General features: G+C 68.3%; 17 protein-coding genes and 1 pseudogene. 14 read left to right on the forward strand and 4 right to left on the reverse strand.

Features of this window, described 5'->3' with window-relative positions:
* The first annotated feature begins 188 nt into the window (after positions 1-188).
* From VNR91_RS04290 to VNR91_RS04305, 4 genes are all read left to right on the forward strand, one after another.
* Complete coding sequence (locus VNR91_RS04290; RefSeq protein ID WP_325489552.1) at positions 189-2,261, forward strand: M28 family peptidase; 2,073 nt, start codon at positions 189-191, stop codon at positions 2,259-2,261.
* A gap of 194 nt (positions 2,262-2,455) precedes the next feature.
* Complete coding sequence (locus VNR91_RS04295) at positions 2,456-5,362, forward strand: TonB-dependent receptor domain-containing protein (protein ID WP_325489553.1); 2,907 nt, start codon at positions 2,456-2,458, stop codon at positions 5,360-5,362.
* A gap of 224 nt (positions 5,363-5,586) precedes the next feature.
* On the forward strand, positions 5,587-6,870 hold the full coding sequence (locus tag VNR91_RS04300; RefSeq protein WP_325489554.1) for a glycerate kinase: 1,284 nt from the start codon (positions 5,587-5,589) through the stop codon (positions 6,868-6,870).
* 116 nt (positions 6,871-6,986) lie between these two features.
* Positions 6,987-8,681 carry an L-lactate permease gene (locus VNR91_RS04305; RefSeq protein WP_325489555.1) on the forward strand — a complete coding sequence of 565 codons (1,695 nt, stop codon included), beginning with the start codon at positions 6,987-6,989 and terminating at the stop codon, positions 8,679-8,681.
* An 18-nt stretch (positions 8,682-8,699) separates the two neighbouring features.
* Here the strand turns inward: VNR91_RS04305 and VNR91_RS04310 are convergent, their stop codons facing one another.
* Positions 8,700-9,611 (reverse strand): LysR family transcriptional regulator, encoded by a 912-nt coding sequence (locus VNR91_RS04310; protein ID WP_325489556.1) that lies wholly within the window; start codon positions 9,609-9,611, stop codon positions 8,700-8,702.
* Between the two features lie 142 nt (positions 9,612-9,753).
* Between VNR91_RS04310 and VNR91_RS04315 the strand changes: the two genes are divergently transcribed.
* Positions 9,754-10,602: a hypothetical protein gene (locus tag VNR91_RS04315; RefSeq protein WP_325489557.1), complete on the forward strand. Its 849-nt coding sequence runs from the start codon at positions 9,754-9,756 to the stop codon at positions 10,600-10,602.
* Here VNR91_RS04315 and VNR91_RS04320 read toward each other — a convergent pair.
* Positions 10,599-12,227: an alkaline phosphatase D family protein gene (locus VNR91_RS04320; RefSeq protein ID WP_325489558.1), complete on the reverse strand. Its 1,629-nt coding sequence runs from the start codon at positions 12,225-12,227 to the stop codon at positions 10,599-10,601. The genes VNR91_RS04315 and VNR91_RS04320 overlap by 4 nt on opposite strands.
* A gap of 231 nt (positions 12,228-12,458) precedes the next feature.
* Here VNR91_RS04320 and VNR91_RS04325 point away from each other — a divergent pair, with 231 nt between their 5' ends.
* Together VNR91_RS04325 and VNR91_RS04330 are read left to right on the forward strand one after the other, a co-directional pair.
* On the forward strand, positions 12,459-14,186 hold the full coding sequence (locus tag VNR91_RS04325; RefSeq protein WP_325489559.1) for an alkaline phosphatase family protein: 1,728 nt from the start codon (positions 12,459-12,461) through the stop codon (positions 14,184-14,186).
* A 9-nt stretch (positions 14,187-14,195) separates the two neighbouring features.
* Complete coding sequence (locus VNR91_RS04330) at positions 14,196-16,739, forward strand: TonB-dependent receptor (protein WP_325489560.1); 2,544 nt, start codon at positions 14,196-14,198, stop codon at positions 16,737-16,739.
* Between the two features lie 9 nt (positions 16,740-16,748).
* Here the strand turns inward: VNR91_RS04330 and VNR91_RS04335 are convergent, their stop codons facing one another.
* Positions 16,749-17,894 carry a CaiB/BaiF CoA-transferase family protein gene (locus VNR91_RS04335; protein WP_325489561.1) on the reverse strand — a complete coding sequence of 382 codons (1,146 nt, stop codon included), beginning with the start codon at positions 17,892-17,894 and terminating at the stop codon, positions 16,749-16,751.
* Positions 17,895-17,907: 13 nt separating this feature from the next.
* Entirely contained in the window at positions 17,908-18,144 is a 237-nt protein-coding gene (locus VNR91_RS04340; protein ID WP_325489562.1) for a hypothetical protein, read from the reverse strand.
* 157 nt (positions 18,145-18,301) lie between these two features.
* Between VNR91_RS04340 and VNR91_RS04345 the strand changes: the two genes are divergently transcribed.
* The 7 genes and pseudogenes from VNR91_RS04345 to VNR91_RS04375 form a co-directional block, all read left to right on the forward strand.
* Positions 18,302-19,012, forward strand: coding sequence for a response regulator transcription factor (locus VNR91_RS04345; RefSeq protein ID WP_325489563.1), 711 nt, complete (start codon positions 18,302-18,304; stop codon positions 19,010-19,012).
* A gap of 13 nt (positions 19,013-19,025) precedes the next feature.
* A complete protein-coding gene (locus VNR91_RS04350; RefSeq protein WP_325489564.1) occupies positions 19,026-20,339 on the forward strand; it encodes an ATP-binding protein in 1,314 nt (437 codons plus the stop codon).
* A 104-nt stretch (positions 20,340-20,443) separates the two neighbouring features.
* Positions 20,444-21,139 (forward strand): carbonic anhydrase, encoded by a 696-nt coding sequence (locus VNR91_RS04355; RefSeq protein WP_325489565.1) that lies wholly within the window; start codon positions 20,444-20,446, stop codon positions 21,137-21,139.
* A gap of 2 nt (positions 21,140-21,141) precedes the next feature.
* The gene (locus tag VNR91_RS04360) at positions 21,142-22,647 is read left to right on the forward strand and encodes a SulP family inorganic anion transporter (RefSeq protein ID WP_414712373.1); all 1,506 of its coding nucleotides are present in this window, start codon (positions 21,142-21,144) and stop codon (positions 22,645-22,647) included.
* A gap of 162 nt (positions 22,648-22,809) precedes the next feature.
* Entirely contained in the window at positions 22,810-23,634 is an 825-nt protein-coding gene (locus VNR91_RS04365; RefSeq protein ID WP_325489567.1) for a TorF family putative porin, read from the forward strand.
* Positions 23,635-23,775: 141 nt separating this feature from the next.
* Entirely contained in the window at positions 23,776-26,016 is a 2,241-nt protein-coding gene (locus VNR91_RS04370) for a transferrin receptor-like dimerization domain-containing protein (protein WP_325489568.1), read from the forward strand.
* Between the two features lie 99 nt (positions 26,017-26,115).
* A pseudogene (locus VNR91_RS04375) lies at positions 26,116-26,323 on the forward strand (cysteine methyltransferase); the annotation flags it as partial.

Below are 26,323 nucleotides of genomic sequence, written 5' to 3' on the forward strand. Positions count from 1 at the left end.
GCCGCCGGACTGGTGACGCTGGAGAAGAAGTAAAGGGCCATGTTTCAACCGCTTGCTCCGGCTTCTGCCGGAGCGGCCGCGGCGCCGATGCCGGTATTGGCGGCGGCGTCAAGGCACTTCAGAATTTAGTATACGACGAAATTTTATAAGCTATGCTGGGCATAATGCATCAGGGGGAGATAAATATCGTGCGCGTTAATCGAGTCGCCGCGTTGGGCCTGACCTTGGCCCTGGGCACGTTGCCGCATCTTGCCGTCGCGCAGGAGCGCGAGGACCGAACGCTCCTGACGCAGGAACAGATGACCTCGATCATCAACGAGGTGTCCGGCGACCGCGCGATGCAGCACGTGCTCGAACTGGTGCCGTACCAGCGCGTCCGCCTGCCGAGCGACTATGACAAGAAGTTCCGCGAGACCCAGGTCATCGCCGACTTCGCCAAGGAATATGGCTTCTCCAATGTGTCGGTCGAGACGTTCGCCGACGACGCGCGCGCCTGGCAGCCGACCGTCGGCGAGCTGTGGATGACCGGCCCGAAGAACGTGAAGCTGTTCGACATCCACGACATTCCGCTCAGCCTCGTCTCGCTCAACGCCAATGGCGATCTCAGCGGCGATCTGGTCAACGTCGGCGCCGGCCGGCCCGAGGATTTCGCCGGCAAGGACGTCAAGGGCAAGTTCGTGCTGACCGGCGGCAACACCGTTCAGGTCTATAATCTCGCGGTCGAGCGCGGCGCGCTCGGTGTGCTCGGCATCGTCGCCAACAGCCCGCAGCGCGCGATCGACTATCCGCGCCAGATCATGTTCGCGTCGAACACCGCCAAGCCGGGCACGGTCGCCTGGTCGGTGACGCCAGAGGTGCGCGGCTATCTCGAATCGCTGATCCTGCGCGGCGAGAAGCTGACGATCCGCTCGATCACCAAGAGCACCGAAGTGTCGGGCCGCAGCGAGTATATCCACGCCGAGATCCCCGGCGACGGATCGACCGCGCAGGAAGTCGGCATCAGCTGCCACCTGTACGAAGGCGTGATCAAGCAGGGCGCCAACGACGACAATTCGGGCTGCGCGATGACGCTCGAGGTCGGCCGCGCCTATTTGAAGCTGATCAAGGAAGGGAAGCTCCCCGCCCCCAAGCGGACGATCAACTTCCAGTTCGTGCCGGAGATTTCGGGCACCAACGCCTATCTCAACAAATATCCCGAGAAAGCCAAGGCGATGATCGGGACGCTCAACTTCGACATGGAGGCGATCCGACTCGCCACCAGCCGCAGCTATTGGGTGCTGCAGCGTACGCCGGACACCTATCCGTCGTACCTGAACGACATCGGCCAGAGCATGATGGAATATGTCTCGGACATCACCCGTGAGCGGGTGCGGTTCCGCCGCTCGCTGGCCGGCTATGCGCCGACCCAGCCGGTCGAATCGCCGCACGGGTCAAAGGACGCCTTCTACATCAAGGTCGACAAGCACTACGGCGCGTCCGATCACGTCACCTACATGCAGCACGGCATCCCGGCGCTGATGTTCATCACCTGGCCGGACATGTGGTATCACTCGTCGGAGGATACCCCCGACAAGCAGGACCCGACCCAGTACAAGCGCGCCGGCGTTGTCGCGCTCGGCGGGCTGGTCGCGCTGGCGACCGGTACGGACGAGATGGCCGCGCGCGTCGCCGCCGAGAACCTGGCGCGCGGCGTCGGGCGCATGAGCGAGGCGCAGGTCAAGGGCCTCGGCTATATCGCCGATTCGGGTGCGGCCGGCCTGACCACCGCCTATCGCGAGGCGCAGAACGCGATCCGCCACCAGGCGGAGATCGAAAAGGCGGTCGTCGCGTCGGCCAACGTCATGTGGACCGACACCGCCGGTGGCAAGAAGAAGGTCGCCGCGTTCGCGCCGCTGATCGACCGGCGCGCCGACGCGCTGGTGGCGGAAGCCAAGGCGACCTATCAGCTCGCCGCCGCCCAGCACGGTGTCGCCGCGACGGAACCGTCGCTGACCGCCGAGGAGCGCGAGGCGTCGACCATCGTGGTCAAGCTGGGGCCGAAGGCGCCGAAGCCCGGGACGCGCGGCGCGCCGCCTCCCGGCCCGAACCTGCCCGACGAATATATGGCGGAGTTCCAGTATCTGGTGAATCGCGGCAACATGACCGTTCTCCAGATCCGCGACTTCCTGTCGGGCGAGTTCACGCCGCTGTCGCTGACCGAGCTGAAAGCCACGCTTAAGGCGCGCGAAGCCGCGGGCCTAGTGACTTTGCAGAAAAAGTAAGGTCGATGGCCGTTCGTTTCGCCCCGGTAAGAATCGGGGCGAAACGGGCGGCGGCGGTGTTGCGCGACAGCACTATGCGACCGGCTTATAATTGGTATACGTATACGTTCGGCATCCTACTAAGAGATGCTCAAATTCCAAAACAGGGGGATTTCTTGATGACCAAACCGACCAGTAACTGTGCGCGTAGCGTTTTGCGTACCGGAGCGGCCTCGATCGCGCTCGGCGTCGCGCTGATGGCGGCACCCAGCTTCGCGCAGTCGATCCAGGACGACGATACGCAGTCGGCGTCCCAGGAAAAGGACATCGTCGTCACCGGCTCGCTGTTCCGCCGCGCCGTGGAGACCGAAACGGCTTCCCCCGTCACCGTCCTGTCCAGCGAATCGCTGGCCAAGTCGGGCATCAGCGACATCACCGAGGCGGTCCGCTCGATCGCGGCTGACGGCGCTGGCTCGATCTCGACCAACTGGGGCAGCTTCGCCGGCGGCGCTTCGACCGTCTCGCTGCGCAACGTCGGCGCGGGCTCGACCCTGACGCTGATCGACGGCCTGCGTTCGGTCAACTATCCGCTGATGGACGACGGCCACATCAGCTTCGTCGATCTCAACTCGATCCCGTTCAGCGCGGTGCAGGAAGTCCAGGTCCTGAAGGACGGCGCGTCCTCCCTGTACGGTGCCGACGCGATCGGCGGCGTGGTCAACATGATCCTCAAGAAGCGGTTCAACGGCTTCGCGGGTTCGGTTGAAGGCGGCGCGACCGAGCGCGGCGACGGCGCGCGCTATCGCGCGAACGCGACGGTCGGCTTCGGCGACTATGCGTCGCAGGGCTGGAACTTCTACATCAATGGCGAATATCAGGCCGACGGCCGCATCTCGAACCAGGATGCCGGCTGGCCGTACAACACCAAGGACCTGACCTCGATCGGCGGCAAGGACGGCAACCCGGCCGACAACAACCTGGCGACCGCGACGGTCAACGCCGTTGTCCGCCGCGCCACCCAGACCAACCTCAACGATCCGTTCCGCGGTGGCGTTCTGTCCGGCGGCTATCAGCTGCTCGGCAGCACCGCCGATTGCTCCAACGGCACCTTCACGGTGGCGGGCGCGACGGGCGGCACCGGTTGTAAGCACAACAACCTGTATGAATATGGCCAGATCCAGCCGAAGCAGGAGCGTTATTCGACCACGGCGCGGTTCAGCGCGCGCCTGAGCGACAATATCGAACTGCACGCGGTCGGCAGCTACGCGCGTAGCATGGTCGACTATAAGGGCACGCCGACCAGCGTGAACGCGGTCCAGCCGTATCGCGGCAACGAGCTCGACAACTCGTCGAACCTCGTCCTGCCGGTGTGGATCTGCCCGTCGGGCGTGAACTGCGCCGATCCGGCCACCGCCGGCCGTACGCTCAACCCGAACAACCCCTTTGCCACGGCCTATGCCGCCGATCCGGCGAACGGCGCGGCGCGCCTGTTCTACCTGTTCGGTGACATCCCGTCGGGTTCGCATCGCGTCAACGAGGTGCTGCGCGGCAACATCGGCCTGGAAGGCACGTTCGGCGAGGGTTGGAGCTGGAAGGCCGACGTCGTCGCCGCCAAGGATACGCTCAACGTCGATCTGTTCGGCGTTGTCGACATCGCCGGCCTGCGCAAGGCGATCAACACCGGCGCCTACAACTTCGTCAACCCGAGCCTGAACACCCAGGCCGCGCGTGACATGGTCGCGCCGACCTACACGCACCACGCATGGTCCTCGATGGTGTCGTTCGACGCCTCGATCGCCAAGGCGGTCACCGACCTGCCGGGCGGTCCGCTGCAGGTCGCCGTCGGCGGCCAGGTGCGTCGCGAGGTCCAGAACAACCCTGGTCCGAACCCGAATGTCGACAAGTTCAGCAGCACGGCGGCGTCGTTCGGCGCACACACCGTGTCGGCGGGCTTCTTCGAAATCTCGGCGCCGATCCTCGACTCGCTCGAGCTGACCGGGTCGGGCCGCTACGATAACTACTCGGAAGGGTTCAGCGCCTTCTCGCCGAAGATCGGCTTCACCTTCAAGCCGATCGAGCAGCTCATGCTGCGCGGTACCTGGTCGCGTGGTTTCCGCGCACCCAGCTTTGCCGAGCGCGATCCGACGTCGGGCTTCTCGGGCGGTTATTCGATCACGCTGCCGGCGGATTACATCGCCTCGCACGGTGGCGTCAGCGCCGCCTATGTTCTGGCCAGCGCCAGCGCACGCGGCGGTTTCGCCGGCAACCCCGATCTGAAGCCGGAGAAGTCGCGCAGCTTCACGCTGGGCGCGGTGATCGAGCCGGTGCGGTGGCTGAACTTCACGGTCGACTATTACAACATCAAGAAGACCGACGTCATCGTGATGGCCGGCGAAATCGGCGACGCTTTCGCAGCTTATTACAAGGGCCAGCCGCTGCCCGACGGCTACAAGCTGCTCGCCGTGGCCGATCCCGATCCGGACTATCCGAACGCCCTGCCGCGCGCGCTGCTGATCAGCGGCCCGTACGCCAACGGCGCGAACGAGCTTTCGACCGGTCTCGACGTCTCGGCGTCGGCGCGGGTCAAGATCGCCAACGATGTCCGGTGGACCAGCACGCTCAATTCGACCTATGCGTTCGAATACAGCACGACGTTGGCCAACGGCGCGTTCTATTCCTACGCCGGCACTCGCGGACCCGCGGTGCTGTCGTCGGGGTCGGGCACGCCGAAGTGGCGCGCCAACTGGCAGAACAGCGTGCAGATCCAGGACCTGACGCTGTCGGTCACCGCGTACTTCGTCGACAAGATCAAGAACGTCGCCGCCGACGCGGGCGCCGGTACGGACCTGTCGTGCAAGCAGAACCTCTATGGTCTGGGAACCGGTGCCAACGGTCATCCGACCGACGGCACGGATTTCTGCTACATCGACCGGTTCACCTACGCCGATCTGAACGCCGCCTATAAGGTCAACGACAAGTTCACCTTCTTCGTCAACGTCGGTAACTTCACCGGCGCGAAGGCGCCGATCGCGCCGTCGATGGGCAGCAACTACCTGACCAGCTTCCACGCGGCTGGCGTCAACGGGCGGACCTTCCGCGCCGGTGCGCGCTTCGGCTTCTAAGCCGGATCAGGCAAACCATGTTCGGGGCGGGCCTTCGGGTCCGCCCCTTTTTTGTGTGCGGCGCATACGGAGCAACACCGAGTTGCATCCGCTCGCTCTGGTCCGCGCCGGGGTGATCATGGAAGACGTCGTCAACCACCGGCGGATGCCGGCAGAGGGGGGATGGCCGTGATCGAGCGTGACAGGGTGGATGTGAGGCCGTCCGGCAAATGGAGGCGCGGCCGGTGAGCGCGCACGATCAGCCGCGCGCGATGCTCCGCCGCCTGTTCGACGAGGCGGTCGCCGCCGTGTCCGCCGAACGCTGCGTGCCGGCGGCGATCGGTCAGGAGCCGATCAACGGGCGCACGCTGCTGCTCGCCGTCGGCAAGGGCGCGGCGGCGATGAGCGCGGTCGCGGCGAGGCATATGAAGGCGCCGCTGTCGGGGCTGGTGGTGACTCGCCACGGCCATTCCGGGCCGCCGCACGTGCTGCCGCCCGGACTCGAATTGATCGAGGCCGGTCACCCGGTGCCGGACGACGACAGTCTCTACGCCGCGCAGCGCGCGCTGGAACTGGCCGGCGCGCTCGGCCCGTCGGACCGGCTGGTAATGCTGGTGTCGGGCGGCGGATCGGCGCTGCTGACGCTGCCGGTGCCGGGGGTCACGCTGGCCGACAAGCAGGTGGTGACCCAGGCGCTGTTGCGCTCGGGCGCGACGATCGGGGAGATCAACAGCGTCCGCAAGCACCTCTCGCTGATCAAGGGCGGTCGGCTGGCGGTCGCCGCCGCGCCGGCACAGGTGACGACGCTGATCATTTCCGACGTGCCGGGCGACGACCCGTCGTTCGTCGCCAGCGGCCCGACCGTCGCCGACACGACAACGCTGGAGATCGCGCGCGAGATCATCGCCCGCTACGGCATCGATGTGCCGGCGAACGTCGCCGCCGCGCTGGCCGACAGCGCCAACGAAACCCCGCCCTCCGACGCGATGGGGCTTGCCGGCGGCACGGTACGGGTGATCGCGGTCGCCCGCGACGCGCTCAATGCCGCGCGCAGGCTGGCCGAGGGGGAGGGCTACAAGGTCACCGACCTGGGCGATCACCTGCAGGCGGAGGCGCGCCATCTGGGCGCCGGCCACGCCGCATTGGCCCGCCGTGTCGCCGCCGACGGGCAAAAGCGCGTGATCCTGTCGGGCGGCGAGACCACGGTTCGAGTCACCAATCCCGATGGCCGGGGCGGGCGCAACCTGGAATATCTGCTGGGGCTGGCGATCGAACTCGATGGCGCGCCGCGCATCCACGCGATCGCGTGCGATACCGACGGCATCGACGGGACCGAGGACAATGCCGGGGCGATCGTCACGCCCGACACGCTGGCGCGGGCGCGGGCGCTGGGGCTCGACGCGCGTGCGATGCTCGACGCCAACGACGCCTATCGCTTTTTCGAGGCGCTGGGCGATCTGGTGGTGACCGGGCCGACCCGCACCAACGTCAACGACCTGCGGGCGATCCTGATCGAGGGCGCGTCCTGACGCGCGATCGCCGCAGCAAATAGGGGTTGCGCCGCGGCTGATCCCGCTGGACAGCCACGGTAAGGCGAAGCGGCGGGAACGCGCCCACGCGACGCACATGAAGGGGGGAGGACGCAATGCTCTGGTCACAGACCTATCATCCGATGGGGCCATGGCTGTCGGTGCTGCTGGCGGCGGTGCCGATCGTGGTGCTGCTCGGCTGCATCGGCTTCTTCCACGTCCGCGCGCACATCGCGGCGCTGCTCGGGCTGCTGTCGGCGGCGCTGGTCGCGGTGTTCGCGTTCGGGATGCCGGCCGGGCTGGCGGTGCGCGCGGCGGGCTTCGGCGCGGCCTATGGCCTGTTGCCGATCGGCTGGATCGTGCTCAACATCATCTTCCTCTACCAGCTGACCAACGAACGCGGGCAGTTCACCGTGCTGCGCGATTCGATCGCGCGGATCAGCGAGGACAGCCGGCTCCAGCTGCTGGTGATCGCCTTCTGCCTGGGTGCGTTCTTTGAAGGTGCGGCGGGGTTCGGCACGCCGGTCGCGGTGACCGGGGCGATGCTGATCGGGCTGGGCTTCACCCGGTTGCAGGCGTCGGGTCTGTCGCTCATCGCCAACACCGCGCCGGTCGCGTTCGGCGCGCTGGGGGTGCAGACGCTGTCGCTGGCATCGGTCACCGGGCTGCCGCTGCTGGACCTGTCGGCGACGGTCGGGCGGATCATGACGCCGTTCTGCATGATCGTGCCGTTCTGGCTGCTGGTCGCCTATTGCGGGTGGCGGCGGACGCTGGCGGTGTGGCCGGCGGCGCTGGTGGTCGGCGGCACCTACGCGGTGGCGCAGCTGGCGATCTCCAACCTGCACGGGCCGTGGCTCGCCTCGATCGGGCCGGCGCTGATCTCGCTGGTGGTGCTGGTCGGATTCCTGCGGGTGTGGCGCCCGGCGACGATCATGGCGGTCAACGAGGCCAAGCTGGCCAAGGGTGACACGCGCGTGCCGGAGACCGACGTCGACCACGTCGCCGCGCACGAGGACGCGGTCGCGATCACCGACGCGCCGGCCGACGCCGCCAGCGTGCGCAAGGCGTGGATGCCGTGGCTGATCCTGACCGCATTGGTGTTCATCTGGGGCATTCCCAGCATCAAGACGCTGCTCGACGGCATCTTCCGCCTCGCCGTGCCGGTGCCGGGGCTCGACATGGCGATCGCCAAGGTGCCGCCGGTGGTGAGCGCGGTCACGCCCGAAGCGGCGGTCTATGTGTTCAATCCGCTGTCGGCGACCGGCACCGCGATCCTGATCGCGGCGGTGGTCGGTGGGCTGCTGCTCGGCGCGCGGCCGGGGGAGATCGTGCGCAGCTATGGCCGCGCGTTCCGCACCGTCACGCCGTCGTTGCTGACGATCGCGGCGATGCTGGCGCTCGGCTATCTCACCCGCTTTTCCGGGCTCGACACGACGATGGGGCTGGCGTTCGCGACGACCGGGGTGCTCTACCCCTATTTCGGTACGATGCTCGGCTGGCTGGGCACCGCCGTCACCGGATCGGACACCGCGTCCAACGTTCTGTTCGGCAACCTCCAGCGTGTCACGTCGGAGCAACTCGGCCTGTCGCCGGTACTGATGGCCAGCGCCAACAGCGCGGGCGGGGTGATGGGCAAGATGATCGACGCGCAGAGCATCGTCGTCGCCTCCACCGCGACGCAGTGGTTCGGGCAGGAAGGGCGGATCCTGCGCTACGTCTTCGTCCACAGCATCGTGCTGGGGTCGCTGATCGGGCTGGTGGTGATGCTGATGGCCTATGTGCCGCCGTTCACCTACCTGGTGGTGCAATAAGGGGGAGCGGAAGGGCGCCTAACCCAGTTCCCACGACAGGGTGGGGCGCAGACGTTCGACCAGGAAGTCGATGAAGGTGCGGACCCGGACCGGCATCGCCTGCTGGTGCGGGAACACCGCGTAAAAGCTGCGACCGGGCGGGCGCCAGCCCGGCAGCACCTCCGCCATGCGCCCTTCGGCCAGCTCGTGTTTGCAGATGAACGCTGGCAGCGGCGCGATGCCCAGCCCCGACAGCACCGACTGGCGCAGCAGCATCAGGTCGTTGCACACCAGCCGGGGGCGGAACTCGACCGTCACCTCGTCGTCGGCGCGCATCAGCTGCCACTGCGCCTTCACGTCGATCGTGCCCCACGCGAGCAGATCGAAACGGCTCAGGTCGACATGGCTCTGCGGGACGCCGTGGCGTTCCAGATATTCCGGCGCGGCGTACAGGCCGTAATCGGTGGTGCCCAGCTTGGTCGTCATCAGCGACGCCTCCGCCAGCGGCAGCGTGTCGGCGACGATCGCCAGGTCGAACCCGTCGCGGAAATGGTCGATCGTCTCGTTCGACAGCACTGTCACCAGCCGCACGTCGGGATAGGTCTCCAGATAGGCGGCGAGCATCGGCGCGAGCAGGCTGCGGTCGAGCTCGTGCGGGACCGAGATGCGCAGCAACCCCTTTGGCCGCGTCGTCCCCAGTTGCACCGCGTTGGTGCCGTCGCGCAGCACGCCCAGGCAGCGTGAGGCATATTCGAAGAACACCACCCCCTGTTCGGTGGTGACGATGCCGTGCGTGGTCCGCCGCAACAGCCGCACGCCCAGCTTTTCCTCCAGCCGGGTCAGCCGTCGGCTGATCGTCGATTTCGGCACGCCCATCGCGTTGGCGGCGCGCGTCAGGCTCTCGAGCTCGACGACGCGGGTAAAGACCAGGAGATCGCCTGTTTCAATCACGGGCGCGATCCTATGCCGAATCACCGCGCGCGCACCACCGGCAAATGTTGCATCGGCGCCAACACCGAGTTGCGGATTCGGCGCTTCACCTGTCACATGCTTCGCCTAAGCATGGCGGGCAAACCGCATGGGGAGAGTGACGATGACGCGTTGGGCCGCCCTCGGGCTGATGATCCTGCCGGCGCTGGTCGCCCCTACCGCCGCCACGGCACAGGATGCGCCCGCCGCAACCGCGCAGGATATGCCCGCCGCAACCGTTGTCGCGCGCTGGCCGGCGGAGGAGGCGCGGCAGGGCGTCGCCGCCGATGCGCGCTATTTCTACCCCAATTCGAACAACCGCATCGGCAAGTACGACAAGGTGACGGGCAAGCGCGTCGCCCAGTGGGAAGGGCCGCTGAAGCTCTATCCGCACATGAATTCGTGCGTGGTCGACGGTGCCGAACTGGTCTGCGCGGCGTCCAATTATCCGGCGGTGCCGATGGCGAGCGTGGTCGAGGTATTCGACACCGCGACGCTGCACCACATTCGCAGTGTGACGCTGCCGCCGCTGCCGGGGTCGCTGACCTGGATCGAGCGCCACGGCGACGGCTGGTACGGCGGTTTCGCCAACTATCCCGCCGATCACGGCGGCGAGGCCGGGCACGATTATACGTGGACCCGGCTGGTCCGGTTCGACGCGCAGTTCCGCCCGACCGGGTCGTGGCTGTTCCCGGCCAGCGTGCTCGATCGGTTCGCGCCGATGAGCAATTCGGGCGGATCATGGGGCGACGATGGGCTGCTCTATGTCACCGGCCATGACCGGGGCGAGCTTTACGCGCTGCGCCTGCCCGATGCGGGGGGGATGCTGGAGCATGTCGCGACGATCGCGCTGCCGACCGGCGGGCAGGCGATCGCGTGGGACCGCTCGCAATCGCGGGTGTTGTGGTCGCTCGATCGCGCGACCAAGATGGTCGTCGCCAGCCGCATTCCGCCGGTGGCTGCCGGGCGCTAGCCGATCGCCAGCGCGCGCGCGCCGTGGCCCGCCGTCGCGCTCGCCGTGCCGGCCAGGTCAGTGGAGCGCCGCGCGACGGTATCCAGCATCACCCAGTCGGCGCGCGCCGCGTCGTGGGTCAGCGTCACCGTCATATAGCCGCGCCGGCTGGTGTCGCACCATTTGAGCGTCGGGTTGGCGGCGATCATGTCGGCGGCGATCTGCGCCGGATCGGCATCGAACCGCCCGTCGATGCCGAGCGAGGCAACCGACTGGCCGGCATATTCGACGCCCGCCGGCCGGCCGTCGTGGACCAGGTCGGATGCCCACGCATTGTGGCTGTCGCCGGCCAGCACCACCAGATTGGCGCGCGCGGCCTGCGCCGCCGCCAGCACGCGGGCGCGCGCGGCGGGATAGCCGTTCCAGTCGTCGAGGCTGAGCGGCAACCCCGCCCGCGAGGAGGCCAGCGCGAGCTGCTGGCGAAGATCGGCCTTCGATCCCGGCGCCGGCGGCGTCCGTGCCCAGCGCGCGGCGGCCTGGGGCAGCACGCGCTCCGCCATGATCACCTGCTGCGAGAGGATCTGCCAGCGTTGCCCGTCGTTGACCGACCGCGCCAGCCCGTCGGCCAGCCAGCGTTCCTGCGCCTCGCCCAGCAACTGGCGCCGTGGGTCCTGCAACACGCCGTCGCGGAACGCCGCCATCGCCTTGATCGGATCGGCGGCGCCGGCCAGCGCGTCGTTCAGGCTGGGCGGCTCGTCACGCGCGAGCAGGCGGGTGTCGAGGCGGAAGATCGCCGCCAGATCGCCGATGTCGTAGCGGTCATAGGGCGTGTCCGGCATCGGCAGCCATTCGTGGTACGCCTTCATCGCCGCCGCCTTGCGGACCTGATACGATCCCTCGTTCGGCTGGTGATTGCCCGCGCCGTCGCGCCACGAATTGTTGGCGACCTCATGATCGTCGACGATCGAGACGATCGGCAACATCCGATGCATCTCGGCCAGGTCGGGATCGGCGCGATACCAGGCATAGCGCGTGCGATAATCGTCGAGCGTGACCGTCTCGTTCGACGGGCGCGAGATGCGGTCCTTCAGTGCCTGCGCCGCCAGACTGTGGGTGCCGTTGCCCCATTCATAGATATAGTCGCCCAGGTGCAGCACCAGATCGATGTCGCTGCGGCCGGCCAAATGGCGATAGGCGTTGAAATAGCCGAAATCCATGTTGGCGCAGGACAGCACCGCGACGCGGAACGGATCGCTGCCGCGCGCGGGCAGCGTCCGCGTGCGGCCGACCGGCGACGTCGCGCCGTCGGGGCCGATGAATCGATAGTGATAGCGGCTGCCCGGTTGCAGCCCGGTGGCGACGATCTTGACGCAATAATCATTGTCGGGGGACGCCACGCCCCAGTCGGCGGCGACGCGGCGGCGAAAACCGGGGTCCTGCGCCACTTCCACCCGCACCCGCGCTGTGGTGCCGTCCGCCGGGAAACAGCGCGTCCACAGCGTCACGCGATCCTGCTTCGGATCGCCGCTCGCCACGCCATGGGTAAAGGCGGGCGCGGCGGCCCGCGCCGCCAGCGGCAGCGCGAACAGGCCGAGGCTGGCAAGGCCTCCTTCGAGCACGAAGCGTCGGGTGAGAATCGTGGTCATGATCGGCGCAGCATGACACGGGTCGATGACGGTTTGGAGTTCGCGAAAACGTAACATGCTGTTGCTAGCCGCCGCGTCGACTTTAGCGAAACCCTGCTGTTATCTGCCCTGCATCACAGGCGCGGTACAGCGCCGAACCGCGGGGAGGTTATGCACATGGCGCGACCGGCCGGCGCGGGCACTACAGTGCGGCGCGCAACATCGTCTGTCCGTTCTTCGTCGCGTCTGGCCGTGCTGGCGGCGGCGATGCTGGCGATGCTGGCGTCGCCGGGGTTCGCCCAGCAACCGCAACCGCAACCGCAGCTCCAGCCGGCACCGGCGCGCGCTCCGCGCCTGATCGTCGTCATCTCGATCGACCAGTTCGGCAGCGCGCTGTTCAGCCGCTATCGCGACCGATTCACCGGCGGGCTGGCGCGGATCGCTGGGCAGGGGATGGTGTTCCCCAACGCCTATCAGTCGCACGCGATCACGGAGACCTGCCCTGGCCATTCGACGCTGTTGACCGGCACCCATCCCAACCGCACCGGCATCACCGGCAACAGCTGGTTCGAGCCGGGATCGGCCAAGGAGACCTATTGCCTGGCCTCCACCGTCAACCGGCTGGCGCACGATGCCAGGGCGGAGGGGCGCGGCCCCGAACGGCTGATCACCACGACGGTGGGCGACTGGATCAAGGCGGCGGGCGGCGCCGGCCGCGTCGTCGCGGTCGCGGGCAAGGACCGCAGCGCGCTGACCATGGGCGGCCACCGCGCCGACGCCGTCTTCTGGTACGATGACAAATACGCCGGCTTCACCACCTTCGTCGCGCCGGGCGAGGACGCGCAGGCCAAGCTGGCGCCGGTCGCGCCGGTCAACGCCGCGCTGCGCGCCCAGGCGAAGCCACGCTGGGACTATGCCGACGATGCCTGCCGCGCGCTAGAAGGCAGCTATGCCGTCGGCCAGGCGACCTGGCACGCGAAGGTGCCGCCCGACGGCTGGAGCATGGACGATCCGGCGGCGGCGGCGCGCAGCTTTCGCCCGTCGCCGTTCCTCGATCTCGCCACGCTCGACGCCGCGCGCGCGATGATCGATCGCTACGCGCTGGGCGCCGACGATGCCACCGATCTGCTGACCGTCGGCCTGTCGGCGACCGACGCGATTGGCCACGTCTATGGCGCCGGCGGGCCGGAAATGTGCGATCACCTCGGCCGGCTCGATCGCGCGCTGGGCGACTTTCTCGACCGGGTGTTCGACGTCGCCCCCGACGCGCTGGTGGTGGTGACCGCCGATCACGGCGGCAGCGACATGCCCGAACGGCTGCGCGAGACAGGCTATCCCGATGCCAGGCGATTGGAATCGCCGGCGTTCCTGCGCGCGCTGAACGACAGCGTGGCGGCGGAGCTAGGGCTTGGCTTCGCGCCGTTCGTGGTGACCGAACGCGGCTACAACATCGACCAGCTCTATTTCGCCAGCCCGGCGGGTGGCGCGTTCACCCCGGCGCTTCAGGCGCGGGCGGTGGCCGCCGCGCTGACGTGGCTGCGCGCGCGACCGGAGGTGGTCGCGGCCCACGCGCGCACCGAACTCCTCGCCGATCCCCGGCCGGCCAATCCGTGGCCGGAGGGGCTGACGCTGCGCCAGCGCATGGCGGAAAGCGCCTATCCCGGCCGGTCTGGCGATATCGTCGTCGCCTATCAGCCGCTCGCATCGATCATTCCGCCGACGCCGGGCTTCTATCTCGGCGGCCATGGTACGCCGTGGGATTATGACCGGCGCGTGCCGATCATTTTCCTGTCGCGGGCGATCCCCGCGCAGGAGCGGCCGTTCGCGGTGGAGACCGTCGATATCGCGCCGACCATCGCGGCGATCATCCATCTACCGGCGCCGGCCGGACTCGACGGGCGCTGTCTGCCCGTTCCCGGCCTCACCGACTGCGCGGACGGCGATGCCGCCGCGCCCAACCGTTCCACGACCAGTCAATAGGGGGAGACTATGGGGTATTTTCTCGTAACGCCGAACGCCATCCGCCGCACGATCCGCGCCGTGGCGCTGGCCGGCGCTGCCTTGCCGGCAATCGCGCAGGCCGCCGCGCCGATCCAGGACGAACAGGTCGCGGGGCCGCATGACGACGAGATCGTCGTCACCGGCTCGCGCATCTCGCGCGAGCAGGCGATCGAGCGCAAGCGCGAGCTGGCGACCGTCGCCGACATCGTCGCATCCGACGACATCGGCAAGCTGCCCGACTTCAACACCGCCGAAGCGGTGCAGCGCCTGCCCGGCGTGTCGGTCCAGCTCGACCAGGGCGAGCCGCGCTATGTCGTGGTGCGCGGCGTAGATCCCAATCTCAACCAGGTCACCGTCGACGGCAATCTGGTCGGCATCCCGGAGGCGGAGGGGCGCCGCGTCGCGCTCGATACCATCCCGTCCGACCTCGTCTCCGCGATCGAGGTGATCAAGGCGGTGACGCCCGACTATGACGCCAATGCGATCGGCGGCAGCATCAACCTGATCACGCCCACCGCGTTCGACCGGCCCAACGCCTTCACCTACGGCACGCTGCGCGGCGCGTTCAACAACAAGTCTGGCAAGACCGGTTTCGGCGCCAGCGCCACGCACGGCCAGCGGTTCGGCGCCAATCGCGAATTCGGCATCGTCGTCGCCGCCAGCTACCTCAAGCGGTTCATCGACAGCGACCTGGTCGAGCCGACCGGCTGGACGAATTTCGCCGGGGTGTCCGCGCCGACCAGCCTGGTGCTGTTCGACTATCGCATCATGCGCGAACGCATCGGCGGTATCGTCAACCTCGACTGGCGGCCGAATGACGACACGCGGCTGTACCTGCGCACCATCTACAACCAGTTCACCGATCACGAGGAACGCGACCAGTTCAACTTCGCCTATGCGGCGGGCACGCCGACCTTCCCCACCGCAACCTCGATCCGCTTTCCCAATGGACGCGCCACGCGCCAGTTCCGGCAGAACAACCAGACGCAGAAGCTCTACAACATCTCGCCGGGCGCCGAGCTGAAGTTCGGCGAGGCGGAGCTTGACCTCAACTACACCTACGCCCGCGCGCAGGAGCACACGCCGGTGCGCGACGACCTTGAGTTCCGTTCGGCGGCGGGGCAGGTCAGCGTGCTCGAACTGTCGCCGGGCCTGCCCTATTTCACCCAGATTCCCGACGCGCTCTACGATCCGGCCGCCTATCCGCTGCGCCGCATCCGCCAGCGCCGGGAATGGATCGACGAGGATCTGCACACCGTCCGCGCCGATCTTAAGCTGCCGATCGACGACGAAGGCAGTTTCCTGAAGGCCGGGGCGAAGTTCATCAGCCGCGACAAGAACCGCGACAACACCCAGACCCAGCAGCTCGCGGTCGGCACCAGCACGTTCCTGCAAACCGGTGCGGTGCTGCCGCCACCGGAGGATTTCTATACCAGCCGCTATAATTTCGGCCCGGCAATGGATTACCAGAAGGTGCTGGATTATTACGCCGCCAATCCGGCGCTGTTGACGCTCGACACGCTCCAGACCGCGATCAACGAGGCGTCGCTCGACTATAATATCCGGGAAAAGATCTACGCCGGCTATGGCATGGCCAGCCTCAAGTTCGGCGATCTGACCGCGATCGGCGGCGTCCGCGTCGAGCGGACCGAGGGGCGCTACCATGCCTTTTCGGTCCGCGCCGGCGGCACCGATATCGAGCCGCTGTCGTTCAAGCAGTCGTACACCCACGTGCTGCCCAGCGTGCACCTCAACTATCGGCCGGGGCGCAAGTTCACGTTGCGCGCCGCCTGGACCAACACCATCGGTCGCCCGAACTACGACGCGACCGTTCCGACCTTCACCGAGGACGCGGGCGCCGGCAGCGCCGGCAATCCCAACCTGAAGCCCTATACCTCGATGGGGCTGGACCTGTCGGCGGAATTCTATCCGAGCAGCGATACGATCTATTCGATCGGCGTGTTCCACAAGCGGCTGAAAAACCCGGTCTTCACCCAGACGCTGTTCAACACCAGCTTCGCCGGCGTGCCGCTGTTGACGCTGTCGCAGCCGCAGAACGCGGACAGCGGCGAACTGACCGGGGTGGAGGTCAATCTCCAGCAGCGTTTCACCTTCCTGCCGGCGCCGCTCGACAAGTTCGGTGCCTCGGTCAACGGCACCTACATCACCTCCAGCGTCGACGTGCCGGGACGACTGAATGAGAGCATTCCCTTCTTCCGCCAGTCGAAGAAGATCCTCAACGCGTCGCTGTTCTATGAAGCGGGGCCGTTCGAGGCGCGCGTCGCGGTCAGCTACCGTGACAAGTTCCTCGAGGCGATCAGCGACAGCGCCGCCACCGACGTCTATCAGGAACCGCGCACCGCGGTGGACGCGCGGGTCAGCTACAAGATCAACAGCGCGATCGAAGTGTTCGGATCGCTGTCGAACATCGGCGAGGCGCCGAATTCCTTCTACCAGGGGAACCGCTACCAGACCTATTCGCGCGAGATGTATTCGTTCAACGGCGACTTCGGCGTCAGCCTGCGCTTCTGACCGATCGGATCAGCGCGCCGCCGACCAGCGAGCGAGCACGGCGGCGACCGTGCTCGCCTGCCCGGCGGCGATCGCGCCCGGCGTCGCGGAAAAGCGCGGCGCGGGCGCCGGTTGCGTCAATCCGTCGCGGGTAACGAACGTGGCCCGCGCGGCGTTGTGCGGCTCGTCGGCCACCTCGTCCCAGCGCATCACCGGGGTGACGCAGGCGTCGGTGCCGCCAAAGGCCTGCGTCCAGGCGTCGCGTGGCCGCGTCGCAAAGATCGCCGCGACCCGATCCGCCATCTCTGGCCAGCGTCGGCGGTCGAGTTGCGGCCAGTCGTCCGCGTCGAGGCCGATGCCGGCCAGGAACGCGCGATAGAATTGCGGCTCGATCGCGCCGACCGCGACGAACAGGCCATCGGCGCAGCGATAGCAGCGATAGAAGGGCGCGGCGCCATCGAGGAGATTGGCGGCGCGCGCGTCGCTCCACAGCCGGTCGGCCCGCAGCGCGTGGAACAGCGCGGTCATGTTCGCCACGCCGTCGATCATCGCGGCGTCCACCACCTGCCCGCGTCCGGTCACGCGGGCGGACAGCAGCGCGGCGAGCAGGCCGGTCACCAGGAACATCGTTCCCCCGCCATAGTCGGCGACCAGGTTGAGCGGCGGCGGCGGCGGCGCGTCGGCCGACCCGATCGCGTGCAGCGCCCCGGTGAGGCCGAGGTAATTGATGTCGTGCCCGGCGCGTTCCGCCAGCGGGCCGGTCTGTCCCCAGCCGGTGATGCGGCCATAGACCAGCCGCGGATTGGCGGCGAGGCAGGGTTCGGGGCCGAGCCCGAGCCGTTCCATCACGCCCGGGCGGAATCCCTCCATCAGCGCGTCGGCGCCGGCGATCAGCGCCAGCGCGTCGTCGTGTTGGGTCTTGAGATCGAGTTCGATCACGGCGCGCCCGCGATAGAGCAATGCGTTGCCGGCATCGCGCCCGCCGCCGTCGGCATCGCCGGCACGGGCGATGCGGACCACGTCGGCGCCCATGTCCGCCATCAGCATCCCGGCGAGCGGGAGTGGGCCGATGGCGTTGAACTCGACGATGCGGATGCCGGCGAGCGGCCCGGTCGGGGTGGCCATCGCTCCGGTATAGCGGTGGCGGCGTTCGCCGCGCAACGGGGGCGCCGCCACGCCCCTTGCGCTGCTATCGCGCGATCGATCCCGCCGCCCGCTGGGGCGGTCGACCGGCCAGCAACGCGCGTTGTTCGGGCGTGCAGCGGACGATCGGCGCGGACTGGACCGGTTTGCCCCTGGGAGTATGGACCTGCTGGACGCGGCAGCCCACCCTGATCGCGGCCGAGACATGATGCGGCTGCGGCGCGGCGATGCGCTCGGCCGGGGGCGGGGCCAGCCCGGCGGCGGCGATCAGGAGGAGAAGCATCGGCATGGTCCTTCGCTTGACGATAACCAACGCGATCTAGGACCGGCAGCTTTCGCGGCCTTGGCGCGTTTGTGAGGAAATATTGCTGGCGTGCTGCGTCGCGGCGCCGGCATTGACGCCCCGTCGATCGCACCATAGGTCCCCGTCGTTCCAACCCATGACATCCCCGACCATCCTGCTTGTTGAAGACGATCCGCCGCTGCGCACCCTGACCGCGCGGGCATTGCAGGAGAATGGCTATGCGGTCCGCCCGGCGGGTTCCGCGCCCGAGATGTGGCGCGCGTTCGAGGCGGGACCGGTCGATCTGGTGCTGCTCGACGTGATGCTGCCCGGCACCAGCGGCATCGACCTGTGCCGCGCGATCCGCCGCGACAGCGACGTGCCGATCATCTTCGTGTCCGCCCGGGGCAGCGAGATGGACCGCGTCGTCGGGCTGGAGCTGGGCGCCGACGATTACCTGCCGAAACCGTTCGGCACGCGCGAGCTGCTCGCCCGCATCCGCGCGGTGCTGCGCCGTCACGCCCCCCAGCGCGAGGCCGTCGACCGGTCGCAGAACCTGATGGCGTTCGATGGCTGGACGGTCCAGCTGGCGCGCCGCGAGCTGCTGTCGCCGACGGGCGCGATCGTCGATCTGACCGGCGCCGAGTTCGACCTGCTGGTCGCGCTGTGCGAGAACGCGCAGCGGGTCATCGCGCGCGAGCGGCTGATCGAGCTGTCGCGCACGCGGCTGGGCGACAGTTCGGATCGCAGCGTCGACGTGCTGATCAGCCGGCTGCGACGAAAATTGTCGACCGCGGGCAAATCCGCGCCGATCATCACCGTGCGCGGGGTCGGCTATATGCTCAACGTGCCGGTCGACCGCCGATGACGACGGGCGGGCGGTGACGATCTGGCCGCGCCTGCCCGTGGTCGGGATCATCGGCCGCATCTTCGCGATCCTGCTGCTCGCGCTGCTGGTCGAATATGGCGCGACCACCTTCCTCTACGAACGTGCCGGCCATTTCTCGATCCGCGACGACGAGGCGAACCGGCTGGCCGAACATCTGATCATCGCGCGCAAGCTGATCAGCGAACAGCCGGTCGAACGCCGCGAGGAAATGGCGGAGGAGGTGACCACCTCGCGCTATCTGGTGCGCTGGCAACAGACGGTGCCCGCCGCGCCGCCGGTCGCGCCGTCGCTCGACCGGATGCACCGGCAGATCATCGCGTGGGAGCCCGAACTCGCCGCGCACGACCTGCGGCTGCGACTGACCTCGCCGGGGCGCAACAGCTATATCAGCGGCGCGCTGGCGCTCGACGACGGCAGCTGGCTCTATTTCAAGACGCGCGAGCCGCTGCGACGCTGGGATTTCGCGATCAGCCGCGCGCTGCTGGCGCTGACGCCGGCGATCGCGCTGATCGTGCTGGGCGGGGTGCTGGTCAGCCAGGTGCTGCGCCCGCTGCGCCGGCTGGCGATCGTCGCCGACCAGGTCGGACAGGGCGAGGTCGAGGTGGTGCCGGTGCAGGGGCCGGGCGAGGTGCGGCGCGTGATCAGCGCGTTCAACGCGATGCAGGACCGCATCCACCGCCTGATCGACGACCGGACCGAGGCGCTGGCCGCGGTCGGGCATGATTTCCGCACCCCGCTCGCCCGGCTGCGGCTGCGATCCGACCTGATCGACGACGACGACCTGCGCGATTCGATCCAGCGCGACGTGATCGAGATGGACGCGATGGTGGCGTCACTGCTCGCCTATCTGGGCGGGGAGGGCGAGGAGGCTGCGGCGGGGATCGACGTCGCCGTGATGTGCGCGACGATCGCCAACGACGCCGCCGACCACGATCGCCCGGCGAGCTACAGCGGCCCCGATCATTGCGAGCTGACGGTGCGTCCGCTCGCGCTGAAGCGCGCCATCGTCAATCTGGTCGAGAACGCGCTCCACTATGGCGGCAATGCCCGGTTGCGGCTGGAGGATCGCGGGGCGGAGGTGGCGATCAGCGTCGAGGACGACGGCCCCGGCATACCCGACGACGCCCATGCCAAGGTGCTGCTGCCGTTCGTCCGCCTCGATCGCGCGCGATCGCGCGACACGTCGGGGTTCGGGCTCGGCCTGCCGATTGTGGTCCGCGCGGTCGAGGGGGAGGGCGGGCGCCTGTCGCTGGTCAATCGCCCGCGCGGCGGGCTGCGCGTGGAGATGATCCTCCCGCGTCGTTGATGCCGGGGCCGCCGCGCGGCCGGGCAACATTTTCTTACAGACCCGCTGCGCCGCAGCAAGATCGGCCCCGTACCTCCCGCTCACACGATTGAGGAGGTTTCGCCATGAATGAACTGATCGGGCGCGTGTTCGACTTCGAGAAGCGGGTCTATCCGCTGAGCGACGGACTCTACGCGAAGCTGGCCAGCCAGGGGCAGAGCCCCAAGGCGCTGATGATCTCCTGCGCCGACAGCCGCGTGGTGCCCGAACACATCATGCAGGCCCAGCCGGGCGACCTGTTCGTGTGCCGCAACGCGGGCAACATCGTGCCCCCCTTCGCCACTCAGAACGGCGGCGTTTCGTCGACCGTCGAATATGCCGTCGCGGCGCTGGGCGTGGGCGACATCATCGTCTGCGGCCATTCGGACTGCGGCGCGATGAAGGCGCTGATGAACCCCGAAATGCTGACCGGGATGCCCAACGTCGCCGCCTGGCTGCGCCACAGCCACGCCGCAGAGAGCGTCGTGCGCGGCGGCTATCCCGAAATGGAAAGCGCCGCCGCGGTCCGCGCCGCCAGCCTGGAAAACGTCGTGGTGCAGCTTGCCCATCTGCGCACCCACCCGTCGGTCGCCGCCGGCATCGCGCGCGGCGAGATCGCGCTGCACGGCTGGTTCGTCGACATCCACGCCGGGCAGGTGCTGGGGCTCGACGGGGAGACCGGCCGTTTCGTGCCGATGCGTGACGATCGCCCGCTGCCGGTTGCGTTGCCCGCCGCGCGTCGCGTCGCCAGCGACATCGCGATGGCGGAGGCGGCGGAGTGAGTATCGCTTCTGTCTTTTCGCGCGCCACGCTGACGCGTGATTTCACCGCGTCGATCGTGGTGTTTCTGGTGGCGATGCCGCTGTGCATGGGTATCGCGATCGCCTCGGGAGTCCCCCCGGAAAAGGGGCTGATCACCGGGATCATCGGCGGGATCGTGGTCGGCGCGATGGCCGGGTCGCCGCTTCAGGTCAGCGGCCCGGCCGCCGGGCTGGCGGTGATCGTGTTCGAGCTGGTCCGCGATCAGGGTTTGTCGGTGCTGGGGCCGATCCTGGTGCTCGCCGGGCTGATCCAGCTGCTCGCCGGGGTGGTGCGCGTCGGCGGATGGTTCCGCGCCGTGTCGCCCGCCGTGGTCCACGGCATGCTGGCCGGAATCGGCGTGCTGATCGTCGTCGGTCAGTTTCACGTGCTGTTCGACCAGAAGCCGTTGCCCAGCGGGCTGGAGAATCTGGCGGCGATCCCCGGTCGTCTGTTGGGTCTGTCCGCCACCAGTATCGCCGGCGCCGAACTGGCGGTCGGGATCGCGGTGCTGACCATCGCCGCGATGCTGGGGTGGGAGAAATTCCGCCCCGCCGCGCTCAAGCTGGTGCCCGGCGCACTGATCGGCGTCGTCGCCGGCACCGTCGCCGCCGCCGCATTCGGCCTCAGCGTCACCCGTGTCGAGGTGCCGGCGTCGATCATGGCGGCGATCGTGCCGCCCGGCGCCGACATGTTCGCGCGCTGGCTCGATCCCGCGATCCTGGCGAGCGCGCTGGCGATCGCGTTCATCGCCAGCGCGGAAACGTTGCTGTCGGCGGCGGCGGTCGACCGGATGCACGACGGCGTCCGCACCGACTATAACAAGGAACTGCGCGCGCAGGGTGTCGGCAATCTGCTGTGCGGGCTGGCCGGCGCGCTGCCGATGACCGGGGTGATCGTGCGCAGCTCGGCCAATGTGCAGGCGGGCGCGGTGACCCGGCTGTCCACGATCCTGCACGGCGCGTGGATCCTCGCCTTTGTCGCGCTGCTGCCGTGGCTGCTGCGCGCGATTCCGATGGCGTCGCTCGGCGCGATCCTGGTGGTCACCGGCTGGCGGCTGGTCAACCTCACCCACGTCCGTCATCTGCTCAAGGACTATGGCGTGCTGCCCGCCGCGATCTGGGCGATCACGCTGATCGTGGTCGTCGCCGAGGATCTGCTGACCGGGGTGCTGGTCGGCATCGCGCTGTCGCTGGTCGAGCTGCTGCCGCACTGGCGCCGGTTCGGCCTGAAGGTCGATCGCCGCGACGACGGTGACGAAAGCGGGATCCGGCTGGCCGGTACCGCGTCGTTCCTGGCGGTGCCGAAGCTGACCACCACGCTGGACGCGCTGCCGGCGGGCCGCGCGGTGCGGTTCGACGTCAGCGACCTCGCCGCGGTCGACCACACCTGCGCGGAGATCATCCGCGAATGGGTGGCCCGCCGCCGCGCCGGGGGGGAGCCGGTCCACATCGCCGGCGCCACGCCGGCGGCCGAGCGGCTGGCCGCCTGACCGCGGGCCGGCAACATTTTGTCACGAACCGGAAAGAGAAGGGAACACCGCCGCCGCTAGACACGAACGATCGGGCTCGATCGGCCTCCGATCCCCATTGAGAGGGTCGACGGTCCCGATGCAGGAGGAACTTCACCCCACATCCCGCTAGAGGATAGGTCCATGAAGTTCCAACCCTTGAAGGTCGCGGCGATCGCCGCGGCCACGTTCGTAGCGACTCCGGCAGCGGCCGATGAAACCGATCCGCCCAAGCCGGTGACCGTTTCGGGCAGTGTCGCCCTGGTGTCAGACTATCGTTTCCGAGGCGTCTCGCAGAGCGACAAGGAAATGGCACTCCAGGGCGGCATTACCGTGACTCACGAAAGCGGCGCCTATGCCGCGGTGTGGGGATCGAGCCTGTCCGGATGGGGCACGTTCGGCGGCGGCAGCATCGAGCTTGATCTGGTCGGCGGCTATAAATTCGCGGTCGGCGGCGCCAGCGACATCGACGTCGGCGTGACCTGGTACAGCTACCCCGGCGGCGCCGACGTCACCGACTTCGCCGAACCCTATGTCAAGCTGAGCAGCGCGCTGGGTCCGGTATCGGGGCTGGTAGGTGTCGCCTATGCGCCCAGGCAAAAGGCGCTCGGCAATTTCTCCAACACGCCGCAGAGCCATGGCCAGTCGGAGGACAATCTCTATCTGTGGGGCGATCTCGGCGCCTCGGTGCCGAATACCGCGCTGACGCTGAAGGGTCATGTCGGCTATTCCGACGGCAATCCCGGGCTTGGCCCCAACGGCACCAGCATCGCGCCGACCGGGCGCTATTGGGACTGGATGCTGGGCGCCGATTACGTGATCGGGCCGCTGACGCTGGGCGTCGCCTATGTCGATACCAGCATCACCAGCGCGAAGGCGGCCTATCTCCAGCCCAATTTCAGCTCGACCAAGGACGGCAGCGCGATCGCCGGGTCGCAGCTGGTGTTCTCGGTGAGCGCGGTGTTCTGATCGATCCGCTTTGAATACCGTATACTGCCGCGCGCGCCCGTCCTAAGAAGGGCGCGCAGCCGGGCCGTGCTGATCCGCGCAGCGGTGCGGGGACGGCGGCCCGGCGGGACGGGTACGATATTCTCAAAACGGGGGGAATCGATGGCATTGGGTAGACGCTTCATAACGTCGGCGGCGCTGGTCGCGCTGGCGACGGCCTCGGTCGGCTCGGGCGCGGTGGCGCAATCCGGCGATCCGAAGGCGATCGAAAAGAGCTTCGACGCGCAGATCAACAACGCCGATCTGGTCGCCTGGCTGAAGGAGATGTCGTCCGCCCCCAACCACGTCGGCGCGCCGCACAACAAGGCCAATGCCGAGATGCAGCTCGCGCTGTTCAAGCAATGGGGCTGGGACGCGCGGATCGAGACGTTCGACGTGCTCTATCCGACGCCGATCTCGACCCGGCTGGAGATCGTCGGCGCCAATCCGGTTGCGCTGGGCGGGCAGGAAGCGGCGATCGGTGCCGACCCCGACACCGCAAAGCTCGCCGACGCGCTGCCGCCCTATGTCGCCTATCAGGGTGACGGCGACGTCACCGGATCGGTGGTCTACGTCAATTACGGGATGCCCGAGGATTACGAGGCGCTGGAGCGTCGCGGGATCAGCGTGAAGGGCAAGATCGTCATGGCCCGCTATGGCGGCGGCTGGCGCGGCCTGAAGCCCAAGCTGGCGCAGGAACATGGCGCGATCGGCTGCCTCATCTATTCGGACCCCGCCGACGACGGCTACGGCGCCTATGACGTCTATCCGCGCGGCGGCGGCCGGCCCGAGACGGGCGTGCAGCGCGGGTCGGTGGTCGACATGACCATCTATCCGGGCGATCCGCTGACCCCCGGCATCGGCTCGACCCCCGGCGCCAAGCGGCTGACGCGCGAGGAATCGCCGGTGCTGCTCAAGATCCCGACGCTGCCGATCTCCTATGGCGACGCCGCCAAGATCATGGCGCGGCTCGAAGGGCCGGTCGCCGGCGGCGCCGCGCGCGGCGGCATGGCGATGACCTATCACTGGGGCGGCACCGACGCGGTCAAGCTCCACCTCGCGGTCAAGTCCGACTGGTCGCAAAAGCCGATCTACAATGTGATCGCGGTGATGCCGGGCAAGACCCGCCCCGACGAATGGATCGTGCGCGGCAACCACCGCGATGCGTGGGTGTACGGCGCCAGCGATCCGCTGAGCGGGCAGGTCGCGCTGATGGCCGAGGCAAAGGCGCTGGGCGCGCTCGCCAAGGCCGGGTGGCGGCCCGACCGCACGCTGGTCTACGCCTCCTGGGATGGCGAGGAGCCGGGCCTGCTCGGCTCGACCGAATGGGCGGAGACCCATGCCGATGAACTGAAGGCAAAGGCGGTGATGTACATCAACACCGACGTCGTCGGTCGCGGCTTCTTCCGCGGTGACGGCAGCCATGTGTTTCAGCATTTCGTCAACCAGGTGTCGCGCGACGTCCCCGATCCGCAGACCGGGGTCAGCCTCTACGATCGCTCGCGTGCCAGCATCCGCAACGGCGGCCGTGGCGTGTCGCCGGAGGCGGTCGCGGCGGCGAAGGCGGGGGCCGATCTGCCGATCGCGCCGCTCGGCTCGGGATCGGACTTCGCGGCGTTCCTCGAGCATCTCGGCGTACCGGCGCTCAACGTCGGCTTCGGCGGAGAGGGTCAGGCGGCCGGCGCCTATCACTCGGCCTATGACAGTTTTCACCATGTCATGAGTTTCGACGATCCGGGGCTGGTCTATGCCACCACGCTGTCGAAGGTGGTCGGGCGGATGATCCTGCGCGCGTCGTCCGGGTCGCGCCCGCCGGCACGCTACGGCGATTTCGCGTCGACGGTGTCGCGCTATGTGGTCGAGGTGAAGAAGCTCGCCGCCGATCAGCGTGAGAGCGACCGCGCGCTGCTCGATCAACTGCGCGACAATGTGTTCGCGCTGTCGAGCCATCCCGACGATCCGATGAAGCCGCCGGTGGCGAAGGAGATGACGCCGCTGATCGACATGCTGGCGCTCGAGGATGCCGCCGATCGCCTGTCCCGGTCGGCGAAGGCGGCGGACGCCGCGCTCGATCGCGCCCCGGCCGCCTCGCCCGCCGCGCAGGCGGCGGTGGAAAAGGCGCTGAAGGGGATCGATCAGGTGCTGGCGGACCCGCGCGGGCTGCCGGGGCGGCCGTGGTATCGCAACCTGATCTACGCGCCCGGCACGCTGACGGGCTATGGCGCAAAGACGCTGCCGGGGGTGCGCGAGGCGATCGAGCAGCGCCGCTTCGCCGACGCGCGCACCTATGTTGCGCGGACGGCCGCGGTGCTCAACGCCTATGCCGACCGGCTCGATACGGCGGTCAAGGCATTGAAGCCCTAGCGCGGATCGACGGGCGGCTTTCGCGACAATATTCGGGGTGCGGCAATCGCGGTTCGGCGCGATAGGACTGCCGTATCGATGATGTCGAGGGAGCCGCCGGTGCCGTTAGTCCAGACCCGGATCGATTCGCCCGTCGGGCGGCTGACGCTGGTCGCGCGTGACGACGGGCTGGCGGCGGTGCTGTGGCCGGACGACGATCCGCGCCGGGTCCGGCTCGCGCCGGCGGCCGACGCGCCGGATCATCCGGTGCTGGTCGCGGCGGCGCGGGAGCTGTCCGGCTATTTCGCGGGCGCGCTCACCCGCTTCA

It is taken from the genome of Sphingomonas sp. (assembly GCF_035555815.1).
In the GTDB taxonomy this organism is placed as follows: domain Bacteria; phylum Pseudomonadota; class Alphaproteobacteria; order Sphingomonadales; family Sphingomonadaceae; genus Sphingomonas.

Coding starts and splice junctions, on each gene's coding strand:
- VNR91_RS04305 (WP_325489555.1), top strand. CDS start 6,987: ATGCTCTGGTCACAGACCTATCATCCGATGGGGCCATGGCTGTCGGTG.
- VNR91_RS04315 (WP_325489557.1), top strand. CDS start 9,754: ATGACGCGTTGGGCCGCCCTCGGGCTGATGATCCTGCCGGCGCTGGTC.
- VNR91_RS04320 (WP_325489558.1), bottom strand. CDS start 12,227: ATGACCACGATTCTCACCCGACGCTTCGTGCTCGAAGGAGGCCTTGCC.
- VNR91_RS04330 (WP_325489560.1), top strand. CDS start 14,196: ATGGGGTATTTTCTCGTAACGCCGAACGCCATCCGCCGCACGATCCGC.
- VNR91_RS04340 (WP_325489562.1), bottom strand. CDS start 18,144: ATGCTTCTCCTCCTGATCGCCGCCGCCGGGCTGGCCCCGCCCCCGGCC.
- VNR91_RS04345 (WP_325489563.1), top strand. CDS start 18,302: ATGACATCCCCGACCATCCTGCTTGTTGAAGACGATCCGCCGCTGCGC.
- VNR91_RS04355 (WP_325489565.1), top strand. CDS start 20,444: ATGAATGAACTGATCGGGCGCGTGTTCGACTTCGAGAAGCGGGTCTAT.
- VNR91_RS04365 (WP_325489567.1), top strand. CDS start 22,810: ATGAAGTTCCAACCCTTGAAGGTCGCGGCGATCGCCGCGGCCACGTTC.
- VNR91_RS04370 (WP_325489568.1), top strand. CDS start 23,776: ATGGCATTGGGTAGACGCTTCATAACGTCGGCGGCGCTGGTCGCGCTG.